The sequence below is a fragment of the Shinella sp. WSC3-e genome, assembly GCF_945994535.1.
GTDB classification, from domain to species: domain Bacteria; phylum Pseudomonadota; class Alphaproteobacteria; order Rhizobiales; family Rhizobiaceae; genus Shinella; species Shinella yambaruensis.
This window is the reverse complement of sequence record NZ_OZ000530.1, coordinates 3,397,914-3,412,867: the sequence shown is the minus strand read 5'-3', so window position 1 is coordinate 3,412,867 and position 14,954 is coordinate 3,397,914. Positions and strand designations below refer to the sequence as shown.

At 66.0% G+C, this 14,954-nt stretch carries 13 protein-coding genes; 11 read left to right on the top strand and 2 right to left on the bottom strand.

Features of this window, described 5'->3' with window-relative positions; all coding sequences use genetic code 11:
* From AABF56_RS16835 to AABF56_RS16810, 6 genes are read left to right on the top strand one after another with little or no spacing between them, the layout of a single operon-like run.
* Complete coding sequence (locus AABF56_RS16835) at positions 1–981, top strand: iron-siderophore ABC transporter substrate-binding protein (protein ID WP_272806828.1); 981 nt, start codon at positions 1–3, stop codon at positions 979–981.
* Position 982: 1 nt separating this feature from the next.
* Positions 983–1,813 (top strand): siderophore-interacting protein, encoded by an 831-nt coding sequence (locus AABF56_RS16830; RefSeq protein WP_272806827.1) that lies wholly within the window; start codon positions 983–985, stop codon positions 1,811–1,813.
* Positions 1,810–2,859, top strand: coding sequence for a FecCD family ABC transporter permease (locus AABF56_RS16825; protein ID WP_272806826.1), 1,050 nt, complete (start codon positions 1,810–1,812; stop codon positions 2,857–2,859). Before AABF56_RS16830 ends, AABF56_RS16825 begins: the two co-directional genes overlap by 4 nt.
* The gene (locus AABF56_RS16820) at positions 2,856–3,917 is read left to right on the top strand and encodes a FecCD family ABC transporter permease (protein ID WP_272806825.1); all 1,062 of its coding nucleotides are present in this window, start codon (positions 2,856–2,858) and stop codon (positions 3,915–3,917) included. The genes AABF56_RS16825 and AABF56_RS16820 overlap by 4 nt, the downstream gene beginning before the upstream one ends.
* Positions 3,914–4,753 carry an ABC transporter ATP-binding protein gene (locus AABF56_RS16815; RefSeq protein ID WP_272806824.1) on the top strand — a complete coding sequence of 280 codons (840 nt, stop codon included), beginning with the start codon at positions 3,914–3,916 and terminating at the stop codon, positions 4,751–4,753. Before AABF56_RS16820 ends, AABF56_RS16815 begins: the two co-directional genes overlap by 4 nt.
* 39 nt (positions 4,754–4,792) lie before the next feature.
* Entirely contained in the window at positions 4,793–6,520 is a 1,728-nt protein-coding gene (locus AABF56_RS16810) for an ABC transporter ATP-binding protein (protein WP_272806823.1), read from the top strand.
* Positions 6,521–6,635: 115 nt separating this feature from the next.
* On the opposite strand, the gene AABF56_RS16805 is transcribed toward AABF56_RS16810, so the two are convergent.
* Entirely contained in the window at positions 6,636–7,649 is a 1,014-nt protein-coding gene (locus AABF56_RS16805) for a substrate-binding domain-containing protein (RefSeq protein ID WP_272806822.1), read from the bottom strand.
* Positions 7,650–7,659: 10 nt separating this feature from the next.
* A complete protein-coding gene (locus AABF56_RS16800; protein ID WP_272806821.1) occupies positions 7,660–9,012 on the bottom strand; it encodes an ROK family protein in 1,353 nt (450 codons plus the stop codon).
* A gap of 185 nt (positions 9,013–9,197) precedes the next feature.
* Here AABF56_RS16800 and AABF56_RS16795 point away from each other — a divergent pair, with 185 nt between their 5' ends.
* From AABF56_RS16795 to AABF56_RS16775, 5 genes are all read left to right on the top strand, one after another.
* Complete coding sequence (locus AABF56_RS16795; RefSeq protein ID WP_272806820.1) at positions 9,198–10,010, top strand: sugar phosphate isomerase/epimerase family protein; 813 nt, start codon at positions 9,198–9,200, stop codon at positions 10,008–10,010.
* A 48-nt stretch (positions 10,011–10,058) separates the two neighbouring features.
* Complete coding sequence (locus AABF56_RS16790; protein WP_443021163.1) at positions 10,059–11,177, top strand: substrate-binding domain-containing protein; 1,119 nt, start codon at positions 10,059–10,061, stop codon at positions 11,175–11,177.
* Between the two features lie 110 nt (positions 11,178–11,287).
* Positions 11,288–12,454: a Gfo/Idh/MocA family protein gene (locus AABF56_RS16785; RefSeq protein WP_272806818.1), complete on the top strand. Its 1,167-nt coding sequence runs from the start codon at positions 11,288–11,290 to the stop codon at positions 12,452–12,454.
* Entirely contained in the window at positions 12,451–14,025 is a 1,575-nt protein-coding gene (locus AABF56_RS16780) for a sugar ABC transporter ATP-binding protein (protein WP_272806817.1), read from the top strand. The genes AABF56_RS16785 and AABF56_RS16780 overlap by 4 nt, the downstream gene beginning before the upstream one ends.
* Positions 14,018–14,953 carry an ABC transporter permease gene (locus AABF56_RS16775; protein WP_272806816.1) on the top strand — a complete coding sequence of 312 codons (936 nt, stop codon included), beginning with the start codon at positions 14,018–14,020 and terminating at the stop codon, positions 14,951–14,953. Before AABF56_RS16780 ends, AABF56_RS16775 begins: the two co-directional genes overlap by 8 nt.
* Position 14,954 lies beyond the last annotated feature (1 nt).

Here is a 14,954-nt window from a genome sequence, read left to right as displayed (position 1 = left end):
ATGATGCGGCGTCTGAAAACCTTCATCCGCGGCCTCGCGGTGCTCGCCCTGTCCTTCACCGCCCCGGCCGTGGCGGAGGGCGGTGGCACGTTCCCGGCGACGATCGGGCACGCCTTGGGAACGACGGTTGTGCCTGCGGATCCACAACGCATCGTGACGCTCGGCTGGAGCGGTGAGGATGCGGTCCTCGCCTTCGGCAAGGTGCCGGTCGCGATGACGCAGTACAGCCTCTTCGAGCGTGGCGTTTTTCCGTGGAACGAGCCGAAGCTCGGCGGTGAGACGCCGGTGCTTCTGGCGCAGGGCGAGGTGGATTTCGAACAGATCGCGGCCCTCAAGCCGGACCTGATCCTCGGCGTCTATTCCGGTATCGACGACGTTGCGTGGAAGCGTCTCTCGGCGATTGCGCCGACCGTGGTGTACCGGTCCGGCCCGTGGCTGGCGAACTGGCGCGAGCAGACGGAGATGACGGGGGCGGCGCTGGGTCGGCCGGGGGAGGCGCGCCGGCTGATCGACGCCACCAACACGTTCCTGCGCGATCTCGGTTCGCAGTATCCCGCCCTGCAGGGCAAGACCTTCGCCTTCGGCACCTATTTCGCCGGCAGCAGCGGCATCGTCGTCTATCTGCCGGATGATCCGCGGGTGGAGGCGCTGGTGGAGCTGGGGCTCAAGGTGCCGCCCGGCATCGAGGCGCTGGGCAAGTCGGCGCCGGGGGATTTTTCCGTCTCCGTGAGCCTTGAGGAGATATCCACGATCGACGCGGACGTCCTGGTCATGTGGTACGGCCCCGGCGCGCGCGCGGCGGCGGAGGCACAGCCGCTCTTCAACACGCTCGGCGCGGTCAAGCGCGGCGCCTATGTCGCGCTTGAGGACCCGGTTGACGTCTGGTCGACCTCGGCGCTGAGCGTGCTGTCGGTGCCCTATGGCTTTCCCCGCTTCGTGCCGCGCTTGGCGGAAGCGGCCGGGCGGGCAGGGGAGGAGTGACATGACGGCGAACGCCAAGGCCCTCTCGGGCGCGGATCATCACGATCACGACCACTATGTCGAGGATTACTTCCTCGCAACGGCGACGTCGGTGGAACGCCTCACGCCATCGATGATCCGCGTGGTGCTCGATGTCGAGGGCGGCGAGCGGCTGGTGCCGAGCGGCCACCCGGACGAATGGCTGCGGCTGGCGCTGCCGCCGGACGCGGAGACCCCGGTGACGCTGCCGGTCCTGATGGAGAACGGCAGGTGGGGCCGGCCGGACGGCTCGAAGCACTGCCCGAACCGGCCCTACACGATCCGCCGCTGGGATGCCGCGACCCACGAGATGGTCATCGACATCGTCGTGCATGAGGGCGGCGTCGCCGCCGGATGGGCGATGGCGGCGAAGGCCGGCGATGTCGTCGGCCTTTGCAATCCGGAAGGCCGCTTCTGGCTGCCGAAGGGCAGCCGCTGGCTGATGATGCTGACCGACATTACCGGGCTTCCGGCCGCCGGCCGCGTGCTGGAGGAGTTGCCGGCCGGCTTCCGGGCCATCGCGCATGTCGAAGTGCCGTCGGAGGCGGACAGGCAGGAGATCAGCACGCAAGCGGATGCGACGATCGTCTGGCACGCCACCCACGGGCCGCGCCCCGACCGTCCCGGCTACACGGACCTGCCGCGCATCGCCGCCGGCATCCGGAGCCTCCCGGAGGGGCCGGGCTATATCTATATCGCCGGCGAGGCGAAGGCCGCCTCTGCCTGCCGGGCGCATTTCCGCGACGGCCTCGGCTTCGACAAGGGCCGCATCGACGCCATCGGCTACTGGATCGAGGGGCAGGCCCGGATATGAGGGCCTTGCGTGTGCCGGCAGGGGAAAAGCCATCCCAGGAACGCATCGTCGCGGCGTCTTTCGGCCCATGGCTGGTGCTCGCCCTCCTGCTCGTTGCCGTGCTTGCTCTGGCGAGCCTGCTGGTGGGCGCGCGTCCGATCGCTCCTTCCATCGCGCTGGATGCGCTCTTCTCCTACGATGCGTCTTCCCCGGCCCACATCATCGTCAGGGACTACCGCCTTCCGCGCACGCTGCTCGCGCTGCTCTGTGGCGCGGCCTTCGGCGTGTCCGGGGCGCTGATCCAGGCGGCGACGCGCAATCCCTTGGCCGATCCGGGCATTCTCGGCGTCAACGCGGGCGCGGCCTTCTTCGTGACGGTCGCCGTCGGCCTGCTCGGCTGGCAAACGATCGATGCCTATCTGTGGGCGGCGTTCCTCGGGGCGATCGTCGTGACGCTCGCCGTCTATGCGCTGGGCGCGGCCGGGCGCGTCGGCGCGACGCCGGTGCGGATGGTGCTTTCCGGCGTGGCGCTGTCGGCGGTGCTCGGCGGCATCGGCTCGGCGGTGACGCTGCTCGATCCGCAGGCTTTCGATGCGTTGCGCATGTGGTCCATCGGCTCGGTCGCCGGGCGTGACATGCATATCGTCGCCGCCGTTGCGCCCTTCATCGTGGCGGGACTCGTGATCGCGCTTGCCGCCGCGCGTCCGCTCAATGCCGTGGTGCTCGGTGACAGCCTCGCCCGCGCGCTCGGGGCCGATGTGCTGCGCGCGCGCATCATCGTGGTGATCGCCGTCACGCTCCTTTCCGGCGCCGGCACGGCCGCGGCCGGTCCGATCGGCTTTATCGGACTGATGGTGCCCCATGTCGTGCGCTGGCTCACGGGGCCGGACCAGCACCGTATCATTCCGCTCACCATGGTCTTCGGACCGGTCTTGCTTCTCGTCGCCGATATTGTCGGCCGCCTCGTGCTCCATCCCGGCGAGATCGAGGCGGGCATCGTCACCGCCTTTCTCGGTGCGCCGGTGCTCATCCTGCTGGCACGGCGCGGCGAGGCGCGCGGCCTGTGAGGCGGAGCCGGTCGTCCTCCATCGGCTTCGGCCGCCCCGTGCTTGCCGTCAGGGCTTTCGGCGGCCGGCTGTCGTTCCTTCTCGATCTGCGTGCGCTCTCCATCGGTCTTGCGCTTCTCCTGCTGGCGCTCGCCGCCGCCGCGATCTCGCTTGCGAGCGGCGCCTATGCCGTCGCCCTCGCCGATGTGGGCCGCGCGCTTCTCGGCGAGGGCGAGGAGATGGCCCGCATGATCGTCACCGAATGGCGCCTGCCGCGCGCAATGCTTGCGCTGCTCTTCGGCGGGGCGCTGGGTTTGAGCGGGGCGATCTTCCAGTCGCTGACACGCAATCCGCTCGGCAGCCCGGACGTCATCGGCTTCGCCGCCGGTTCCTATACCGGCGCGCTGGTGGTGATCCTCCTCCTGTCGGGCGGTTACTACGAGACGGCGGCGGGCGCGCTGATCGGCGGTATCGCCACGGCGCTCGCCGTCTATCTGCTGGCCTGGCGCCGCGGCGTGAAAGGGTTCCGGCTGATCATCGTCGGCATCGGCGTCTCGGCGATGCTCGGGGCGTTCAATGCCTGGATGATCCGGCAGGCGGACCTGAAGGTGGCGCTCGGCGCCGCCGTCTGGGGCGCGGGCTCGCTGAACGGCCTCGGCGTCGAGCAGCTCGTGCCTGTCCTCCTCGTCCTGTGCCTCATCGTGCCGCCGACGCTGTTCCTTGCACGGCCGATGCGCCAACTCGAGATGGGCGACGACGTGGCCATGGCCTCCGGCGTCAATGCCAACCGGGTCCGTCTGTGCCTGATGGTGCTTGGTGTCGCGCTCACGGCCACTATCACGGCCGCCGCCGGGCCCATCGCCTTCATCGCCCTTGCCGCCCCGCAGATCGCACGGCGGCTGACCCGCTCGGCCGGCGTGGCGCTCCTGCCCTCGGCTCTGACGGGCGGCTTCCTGTTGTCCGCTGCCGACTGGGCCGCCCAGCACGCCTTCACCGCGCAGCTTCCCGTCGGCGTGATGACCGTCAGCATCGGCGGTCTCTACTTCCTCTGGCTCATCATCCGGGAGGGCCGCAAATGACGACCGACCGCCTTCACGCCCGCAACCTCACGCTTGCCTATGAGGAACGGACGATCTCGCGGGATCTTTCCGTCACCATTCCCGACGGATCCTTCACCGTCATCGTTGGGCCGAATGCCTGCGGCAAGTCCACTCTGCTGCGCGCCCTGTCGCGGCTGCTCGTTCCCGTAAGCGGAAGCGTCATCCTCGACGGCCAATCCATCGTCGCGCTGTCGTCCAGGGAGGTCGCCCGCCGGCTCGGCCTCCTGCCGCAGAGCGCCGTCGCGCCCGAGGGCATAACGGTTGCCGATCTGGTGGCGCGCGGACGCTATCCGCACCAGACGTTCCTGCGGCAATGGTCGCGGGCGGACGAGGCCGCCATCGTCGCGGCGATGGAGGCGACGCATGTCGCCGATCTTTCCAGCCGCCTTGTGGACGAACTCTCCGGCGGCCAGCGGCAGCGCGTGTGGATCGCCATGGTGCTCGCCCAGGAGACGCCGCTCCTGCTGCTCGACGAGCCCACCACCTTTCTCGACATCGCCCACCAGATCGAGATGCTCGATCTCCTCGCCGACCTCAACGCCGAAGGCCGCACTGTCGTCGCCATCCTGCACGATCTCAACCACGCCTGTCGCTATGCCTCCCACCTCATCGCCATGAAGGACGGGTGCATTCTCGCCGAGGGCGGGCCGGAAGAGATCGTCACCGAAGGCCTCGTCGAGGACGTCTTCGGCCTTTCCTGCCTCGTTGTCGACGATCCCGTCTCCGGAACTCCCATGATCGTGCCCAGGGGGCGGGATAGACAAAATCGCGCCACGGAGCAAAAGCCTGTGACGCGCGTCGGCGGGTCGAGATAATCATCGCCACTAAGTCAAATACCGAAAGCGCGCCTGCCGATGTCAGCCCTTCTGAAGCGTTTTGCGTCCTACTATCGTCCGCACCGCGGCCTGTTTGCGCTGGACTTCTCCTCGGCGGTCGTCGCCGGCCTCCTGGAGCTCGCCTTTCCCGTCGCCGTGACGCTGTTCATCGACCGCCTGCTGCCGACCGGCCGCCTCGACCTCGTCGCGCTCGCGGCCCTCGGCCTCTTCCTCATCTACCTCGTCAATGCCGGCCTGCAGGTCATCGTCACCTACTGGGGCCACATGCTCGGGGTGCGCATCGAGGCGGAGATGCGCCGCAAGGCCTTCGACCACCTGCAGAAGCTCTCCTTCGGCTTCTTCGACAACCAGAAGACCGGCCATCTCGTGGCCCGGCTGACCAAGGATCTCGAGGAGATCGGCGAGGTCGCCCATCACGGGCCGGAAGACCTCTTCATCGCCGTCATGACGCTCGTCGGCGCCTTCGTGCTGATGCTGTGGGTGCATGTGCCGCTCGCCTTGATCACCGCCGTCATCGTGCCGCTGACGGCCTTCGTCACCACCCATTACGGCGCGCGCATGACCACGACCTGGCATGCGCTCTACGGCCGCGTCGCCGATTTCAACGCCCGCATCGAGGAGAATGTCGGCGGCATCCGCGTCGTGCAGGCCTTCGCCAACGAGGACCACGAGCGTAAGCTGTTTGCCGAGAGCAACCGGAACTACCTCGTCACCAAGCTCCAGGCCTACAGGGTGATGGCGGCCTCCATGTCGCTCTCCTACCTTTCCATGCGCTTCGTGCAGGTGGTGGTGATGCTGGCCGGCGCCTGGTTCGTCACGCGCGGCGAGCTTTCGGCCGGCGGCTTCGTCGGCTTCCTGCTCCTGGTCGGCGTGTTCTTCCGGCCGATCGACAAGATCAACGCGATCATCGAGACCTATCCCAAGGGCATCGCCGGCTTCACGCGCTACACGCAGTTCCTCGACACGGAGCCGGACATCCGGGACCGCGAGGATGCCAGGGATGTCGGGCGCCTTGCCGGCGATATCGAATATCGCGCCGTCAGCTTCGGCTACGGTGCCGACCGGCCGGTCTTCGGCGGGCTGAACGTTTCGATCGGGGCGGGTGAGACGATCGCCTTCGTCGGCCCGTCCGGCGCCGGCAAGACGACGATCTGCTCGCTGCTGCCGCGCTTCTACGAGGTCGCATCGGGCGCGATCACCATAGACGGCATCGACATCCGCGACATGACGCTGCGGTCGCTGCGCTCGAACATCGGCATCGTGCAGCAGGACGTGTTCCTGTTCGCCGGCACGATCCGCGAGAACATCGCCTATGGAAGGCTGGAGGCCAGCGAGGCGGAGATCCTCGATGCGGCGCGCCGGGCGCGCCTCGACGACGTGATCGCCAACCTCGCCGACGGTCTCGACACGGTCGTCGGCGAGCGCGGCGTCAAGCTCTCGGGCGGCCAGAAGCAGCGCCTCGCCATCGCCCGCATCTTCCTGAAGAACCCGCCGATCCTGATCCTCGACGAGGCGACCTCGGCGCTCGACACGCAGACGGAGCGGGCGATCCAGCAGTCGCTCGCCGAGCTCTCGGCCGGCCGCACCACGCTGGTCATCGCCCATCGCCTCGCGACCATCGCGAACGCCGACCGCATCCTCGTCGTCGACGACGGCCGCATCGTCGAAAGCGGCAGCCATGCCGAGCTCATGGCCAGAAAGAATGGTCGTTATCGGGGTTTCCACCTGACTCAGGCGGCCGGTTAGGGCAGTCCTTCCTTGCTCAGAAAGGGATGAAGCTAGCCTGATTTAGTCGCTGAAAACGGAACTACCAGCAGCTGAATAGGCGAGGCCCTTGGTTCGAATCCTTTCAAGAACGGGGCTATTTTTCCGGGCCGACGAGGCTGAGCTTGCGCAGCACTTCGCGCGGCGCCGGCATGCGCCAGACGGTCTGGAAACATTCCACGACATTGCGCGCCGTGACGGCAAGGCCGGGCAGCGCGACCCAGGCGGGGGCTAGCCGGCCGAGGAGAGCGGTCACGACTATGGAAGCGGCGGTTTCGCCCTGCCGGAAGGGTTGCTGGGCGGCGATCGCAACGAGCGGTTCACTGGCGGCGAGGCCGATTGCAGCCTCCTGGCCAAGGTCCACCGTCGCCATCGAAATCCTGCGGCCCATCGCTTCGAGAACCTGGGCGGCGGTCATTGCCGGCGTGTCCCAGACGACGAAGAGGCCGGCAAGCCCGGGATGGGCTTCGGCAAGGTTTCGCGTGGTCTTGGCGACTTCTGAAAGGGCAGGGAACCGCCGCATACGCAGCGTCACATCCGGACGGTTGATCTGCATCCATTTGACGAAGGCGATTTCGCGCTCGTTCGTTGCAAAGAAGTCGGCGTCATAACCGAGTACGCCAACCTCCGCACCATCAGGCAGATGAGGCGACAATCCTTCCGCCGCAATCTTGCCGAGCCCGAAATTGTCCGCCGAGACGAGCGAGATATAATCCTTGCCCGGAAGAAGGCCGGTCGGCACGTTGTCGAGCAGGACGAGCTTTATGCCGGCCGCCGCGACGCGCGCATGCGCTGCTGCCACTTTGGAATTCGCGACGGGCAGCGAGATGATGGCGTTCGGCGCCTCGCCGATCAGCCGCTCCAGCGCCTCGATCTGCACCTCCGGCGTGAAGGCGCAATCGACCACGTCGATGACCGCGACCCCGCAATTGCCGAGCATGCCGACAATGCCGGAGAGCTGCTGTTTGGCCCAGTCGCTGGCAAGCGTGTGGAGCACGATCGCGACACGGAAGCCGCTTGCCCGTGCGCGCGCCATGTCTTCCGGCAGCAGCAGCACCCGCTCGGGTGCCGATGCCCGCTCGCCGTGAGGGCCGAGACCAGTAATCGCCATTGCTTCCTCCTCAAACATCCGGCGGCCGCAGGCTGTTTCCCTCCATGGTCTTCCTCCGGGCAATCTCGTCCTTCACCTGCTGGAAGAGCGGATGCGCCTGGGGCCGGCCGGCCATGATCCAGTCCCTCAGCATGGCAGGGGCGAACAGGCCTTCCGTCGCGACGATCGCGGCCCCGACAAGCCCTGACGAACTGCCCATCTGCGAGCGGATGATCTGCAGGTCCCGGCTCACCAGCGGATGGCAGGCGCCGTAGATCGCCTCGCGCGCGGCGGCAAGAAGGATGTCGTTCGTCTGGGCGATCGAACCCGACAGCACGATGAGTGCCGGGTTCAGCATGTTGGCCAGCGTCGCGACCACCTGACCGATCAGCCGGCCGCTCTGCGCGAGAATATCGATCGCCGCGGCGTCGCCCATTTGAGCAGCCTGCGCGACTTCGAGGGCTGTGATGTCGCTACCGCGCCGCATATGCTCGGCAAGGATAGGGCTCGCGCCATGCTCGGCCGCCACCTTGCCGTCCTGGGCGATGTGGTCGGAACCGGCCATGGCTTCCAGCGTGCCGGTCCTGTCGCCCACCGTCACGGGAACGGAACCGATAAGGCCAACGGCGCCCTGCGCGCCGCGAAACAGCGCGCCGTCGTTTGCAAGACCGGCGCCGATGCGTTTGCCCACCTTGACGAACAGCATGGTGTTGCGGCCGCCGCCAGCGCCGGCATGGAGTTCGCCCATCGTCATCGTCTCGACACTGGAGCGCAACCAAACCGGAGCGTCGAAGGCCGCGATGAGCGTCTCGACCAGCGGGAAGCTCTCCCAGCCGGGCAGGACCCCGGGCGTGCTGCGCTGGAAAAGCGCTTCACCGCCATCCGGCACCGCACCGGGTACGGAAATGGAAATGCCATAGAGCTGCGGATCCGCCTGCCGCTCGAGAATCCAGCGGAAAAGCGTGATCAGTCGCTCTGCCAGGGCGGAAACCGGCTGGGCCAGCTCGGCTGCCTCATGATGCTCCATGAGCAGGGATCCGGCGAGATCGGCGACGCCGACGCCGATGGCGGTCTGGTCGAGCGTCGCAACGAGAATGCGGCCGCGATCTGCCGCAAACCGCACGAGGCGCGGCGCGCGGCCGCCGGTGGGGGTGCCGAGCTCGCTTTCATCGATGAGGCCCAGTTCGCCGAGCGTTCCGAGCCGATCCGCGACGACGGCGCGCCCAAGCTCGCTGTGGCGTTCGATTTCCTGGCGGGTGGTGGCCTGTTCGGTGCGAACGAGGTTGAGGATGTCGACGAGGCTGGGGGCAGCGGTTTCGGAGACGCGCGGACGGCCTTTGCGGCGGGGATATCCATCAGTTTGCGCGGTCGCCGTCGTCGGCATGGGTTTTCCTTTCTGGCGGCTTCGCCTTCTTTCCCTTGATAATGCCGCTTGTTTCGACTGGCAACATCGAACTTTTGCATTAAATCAGCAAAAGTATTGATAGATATGCGCATAAATAATTGACATCAGGTTTTTCACGCCGTAAGACGGTCTGCAGTCGCGACGATCACTGGGAGGAGGCGCCGATGTCGAACTTCAAGCTCGCCTATCATGCGAACTGCTGGGGCAATCTCGGCGGGGATGCAGTCGGCGTAACCTCGATCACCAATCTCGCTTACCGCACCTTCGGTGACATGCGTCGTGCCTTCGCCGACATTGCCGCGGCAGGCTACGAGGGCGTCGAGCTCTTCGACGGCAACCTTCTCGATTTCAGCACTGACGACATGCGCTCCCTGCTCGCCGATAATGGGCTCGCGCTGGTGGCGACCTATGCCGGCGGCAATTTCGTCTTCGACGATATCCTGCCGGAGGAACTGGCCCGCGTGGTGCGCGCCGCGGATCGCGCCGCCGAACTCGGAGCACCCCATCTCGTTGTCGGCGGCGGCGCCAAGCGCTTCGACGGTATCCGCGAGGCGGACTATCACAAGCTCGCGGCCGCGCTCGACCGGGTGAAGGAGATCGCCGAGGCGCGCGGTCTCACCGCCCATTATCACCCCCATCTTTCGACAATCGTCGAGGGGCCGGCGGATGTGCGCAAGATCTTCGGGCTAACCGGCATCCATTTCTGCCCGGACACGGCCCATCTCGCGGCCGCTGGCGGTGATCCGGCCGCCCTCATTCGCGAGCATGCGGCGCGCATCTCCTATGTCCATCTCAAGGGTTTCCAGAAGGAGCCCTTCACCTTCACGCCCATCGACCGTGGCGACGTCCCGACGGACGGGATCATCGCAGTCCTTCGGGAGACCGGCTTTGCCGGCTGGGTTTGTACCGAACTCGATTCCTGGCCTGATCCGCTTGAGGGAGCGAAAGCGAGTATGGCCTATCTTAAATCGGCCTGACGGCCGCGACCGGGGCGGGAGCCCCACTTTCGGGAGGAGAAAGTGATGATGACGAGACGATTCCTGTTGGGTACGGCCGCCGTGCTGGCGCTTGCTCTTGCCTATTCTGCACCGGCCTCGGCCGATCCGGACACCGCGCTCGCGGAGCTCCAGAAGACGGTCCTCTCCAAGGGGCCTTCTGGCGAAGACCCGTCGCCGGCGTCCGATGTCACGCTGAACGACGAGGAACTCGCCAAGATCAAGGGCATGAACGCGACGGCGGCGATCGTCATGCATTATGGCGGCAACGACTGGTCGCGCGCCCAGGTCAACGGTCTGCAAACCCAGTTCGCCGCGATGGGCATCAAGGTTCTTGCGGTGACCGATGCGGGCTTCAAGCCGGAAAAGCAGGTCGCCGATATCGAGACGATCATGGCGCAGAAGCCGAGCGTCATCGTCTCCATCCCGACCGATCCGACGGCGACGGCCGCAGCCTACAAGGCGGCGGCGGAGGCCGGCACCAAGCTCGTCTTCATGGACAACGTGCCGACCGGCTTTGTGGCCGGGAAGGACTATGTGTCGGTCGTCTCGGCAGACAATTACGGCAATGGCGTCGCCTCGGCTCATCTAATGGCGAAGGCGCTGAACGGCGAGGGCGATATCGGCCTGGTGTTCCACGCCGCCGACTTCTTCGTCACCAAGCAGCGTTACGAAGCCTTCAAGGCAACGATCGCCGCCGACTACCCCAACATCAAGATCGTCGCCGAGCAGGGCATCGGTGGACCGGATTTCTCAGGCGACGCCGATAAGGCGGCGTCTGCGATCCTCACGTCCAACCCGAACATCAAGGGCATCTGGGCCGTCTGGGACGTGCCGGCAGAAGGTGTGATCTCGGCCGCGCGTGTCGCCGGTCGCGACGACCTCGTCATCACCACCATCGACCTCGGCGAGAACGTGGCGATCTCGATGGCCCAGGGTGGTTTCGTCAAGGGGCTCGGTGCGCAGCGGCCCTATGATGCCGGCGTGGTCGAGGCCAAGCTCGCCGGCTATGCGCTGCTCGGCAAGGAAGCCCCCGATTTCGTCGCACTTCCCGCTCTTCCGGTGACGCGGGAGACTTTGCTCGACGGCTGGAAAGCGGTCTATTCCAGCGAAGCGACCGACAACATCAAGACGAGCCTCGGCCAGTGATGATGGCAGGCACGGGGCATGATCATGCTCCGTGCCGCATGGAGTGAGCCGGCTCAGGCCGGCAGATGGAACGCGGCTTGCCTTAGCCGCTATCGTTCAGGAGAAACCCGATGACCAAAGTGATGAACGTCGCCATGATCGGCGGCGGCTTCATGGGCAAGGCGCATGCCATGGCCTATGCCTCCATGCCGATGTTCTTCTGGCCCGCACCGGCCATCCCCCATCGCAAGGTCGTCGTCGACGTGACGGACGGCATGGCGGAGGAAGCACGCCGCCGCTATGGTTTCGAAGAGGCATCCTCGGACTGGCGCGCTGTCGTCAACCGTCCGGATATTGATGTCGTCGACATCTGCACGCCCAACAATGTGCATGCCGAAATCGCCATCGAGGCGGCGAAGGCCGGCAAGCACATCATCTGCGAGAAGCCGCTCGCCCGCACGGTCGAAGAGGCGAGGGCGATGCATGACGCGGTGAAGGCTGCCGGCGTCATCCACATGGTCGCCTTCAATTATCGCCGCACGCCGGCCGTCGCACTCGCAAGGAAATATATCGAGGAAGGCCGCATCGGCCGTATCCTGAACTTCCGCGGCACCTATTTGCAGGACTGGTCGGCCGATCCGGATTCACCGCTCTCCTGGCGCTTCCAGAAGAAGATCGCCGGCTCCGGCTCGGTCGGCGACATAGCCACCCATGTGGTCGATCTCGCCCACTATCTTGTCGGACCGATCGCCGAGGTGAGCGCGCTCACCACCACCTACAACAAGACACGCCCCCTCCAGCAGGGCGGCGTCGACAAGCTTGGCGCGGCGGAAAAAGCCAAGGATGCGGAACGCGGCGAGGTGGATGTCGACGACGAGGTCGTCTCCATGCTGAAATTCGAGGGCGGCGCGATCGGAAGCCTGGAAGCGACCCGCAACGCCTATGGCCGCAACAACTTCATCACGCTGGAGGTCCACGGTACCAAAGGCTCGATCCACTTCAACTACGAGCGCCGCGACGAACTGCAGGTGATGTTCGCCGACGACCCGGCCGATGCCCGCGGCTTCCGCACCGTCTATACGGGTCCGGCACATCCCTATGGCAATGGTCTCTGGCCGATCCCCGGCCTCGGCATCGGTTATTCGGAGACGAAGATCGTCGAATGCTACGATTTCTTCTCGGCCATCGCGAAGAACCGGCTGCCGAGCCCGAACTTCGAGGATGGCCTGTTGACGGAACTCGTCGCCGACGCCCTTATCCGCTCGGGTGAGACGGGACAGTGGGAGAAGGTGGGATGACTGCGAGCGCCGCTGCCGTCCGCATGACCGGCATAAGCAAGGCCTTCGGTGGGGTGCGCGCGTTGGACGACGTTTCCTTCGAGGTCTTGCCCGGCGAGGTTCATGCGTTGCTCGGCGGCAACGGCGCCGGCAAGTCGACGATCCTAAAGGTCTTGAACGGGGTGCATCGCCCCGATCAGGGCGCAATCGAAGTCGGCGGCGTGCCCCTGACCACACATACGCCGGAGGCGTCGCGTGCCGCCGGCATCGCGATGAACTACCAGGAAATGAGCCTGGTTCCGACTTTGACGGTCGCCCAGAACATCTTCCTGACGCGGGAATGCCGTGACGGCATGGGGCTCATTGACGACCGGGAAGCCGAGCGGCGCGCGGCGGACATTTTCGCGCTGCTCGAAGTCTTCGTCGATCCGAAAGCCGTGGTCGGGGATCTGGGGGCCGGCCAGAAGCAGCTCACCGAAATCGCCAAGGCGATCTCGCAGGACGCCAAGATTCTGGTTCTGGACGAGCCATCCACGGCGCTCGCCGTTTCCGATGTCGAGCGGCTCTTCGTCTTCCTGCGCAAGCTGAAGGCCAAGGGCGTGGCAATCATCTATGTCAGTCACCGCATGGACGAGATCGCCCGCATCGCCGACCGCGCCACGATTCTGCGCGACGGCCGGCATGTCATCACCGCGCCTCTTGGCGAGCTATCGATCGATACGATGATCGAGCACATCGTCGGCAGGCGCTCGAAAGGGCTCTCCGATGTCGAGCGCGGCCATTCCATCAGGGGCGAGGTGCTGCTGGAGCTCGACCATGTCAGCGGCGTTCACAAGCCGGAAGACATTTCCCTGACGCTGCATCGCGGCGAAGTGGTGGGGCTTGCCGGTCTGCTCGGCTCGGGCCGCTCGTCTCTGGCGCGGGTGATCGCCGGCATCGACCCGGCGGCCAAGGGTGAGATCCGTATCAAGGGCCGCCCCGTCACGATCCACAAGCCGGGTGATGCGATCGCCGCGGGTGTCGCGCTGGTGCCTGAGGCACGCGCAACGCAGGGCATCATTCCCGCCCATTCGGTGGCCTCCAACATGATCCTCGCCGTCATCGATCGGCTGTCCAAGGTCGGTCTCGTCGACACGAAGGCGGCAAACGCCCTGACCGACACGCAAATCGAGCGCCTGCGCGTGAAGACGGCGAGCCGCGACCATGCCGTCTCGACGCTTTCGGGCGGCAACCAGCAGAAGGTGGTCATCGGCAAGTGGCTCGCCACCGATGCGGACATCCTCATCCTCGACGAGCCGACGGCGGGCATCGATATCGGTTCGAAATCCGAGATCATCCGCCTGGTGCGTGAACTCGCTGCCGCGGGCAAGGGCATCGTCATGATCTCGTCGGAGCTTTCCGAATTGCTGACCGCCTGCGATCGCATTCTCGTCATGTCCGATGGGCGCGTGCACCAGGATCTGCCGCGCGAGGCGCTGGAGGATCCGTCCGTGCCCGCCGACGACCTTGCCCACCGTCTCCAGGCCGCCGAACAGCGCTTGCAGATCGAAATCCAGAAGGCCCTTTCGGTTCAGGAGGTTTCCCATGGCTAACGCCTTCTTCGCCAACTGGCGCCAGAACATCATCTATATCGGCTTCGTCGTCATTTTCCTCGTCTTCGCGGTGACGCTTGCTGACAAGGGGTTTCTCAACCCGAACAACCTGCTCAACATCGTGCGGCAGACGGCGATGATCGCCGTCATGGCGATTGCCATGACCTTCGTGCTTTCGGCCGGCGAGATCGACCTTTCGGTCGGCGCGGTCGCAGGCCTTTCGACCGTCACCGTCGCGATGGCGATCGCCGCAGGCGGCCCGCTCGTCGGCGTCGGTGCCGGCATCGCCACGGGACTTGCGGTCGGCATGTTCAATGGCTGGCTCACCACCCGCATCGGTATCCCGTCCTTTCTCACCACGCTCGCCATGATGGGCATCGCCAAGGGTGTCGCCATGTGGATATCGGCGACCGCGGCCGTGCCGATCCTGTCGCCCGGCTATTCCTGGCTGTTCGGCGGCGGTGACCTAGGGCCGGTGCCGGTGCTGCTTGTCTGGATGGCGGTGCTCGGCGGCATCGGACACATAGTATTGCGTCGTTCGGGCTTTGGCCGACGGGTGCTTGCGACCGGCGGCGGCGAGACGGCGGCGCGCTATTCCGGCATCGATACCAAGGCCATAAAGTTCAAGGTGCTGGTCATCTCGTCCTCGGCAGCAGCACTCGCCGGCATGCTTTATGCCGGGCGCCTGCAATCCGGCCGCTTCCAGCTCGGCGAGGGCGACGAGCTCTCGGTCATCGCCGCCGCGGTGCTTGGCGGTACCAGCCTGTTCGGCGGCAAAGGAACCGTCATCGGCACAATCGTCGGCGCATTGATGATTGGCCTCATCAACAACGGCCTCATCCTGATGGGCCTCGAATTCAGCCAGCAACTGATCGCCCGTGGCGGCATCATCATCCTCGCCGTCGCGCTCAGCCAGAAGAGGAGCTGAG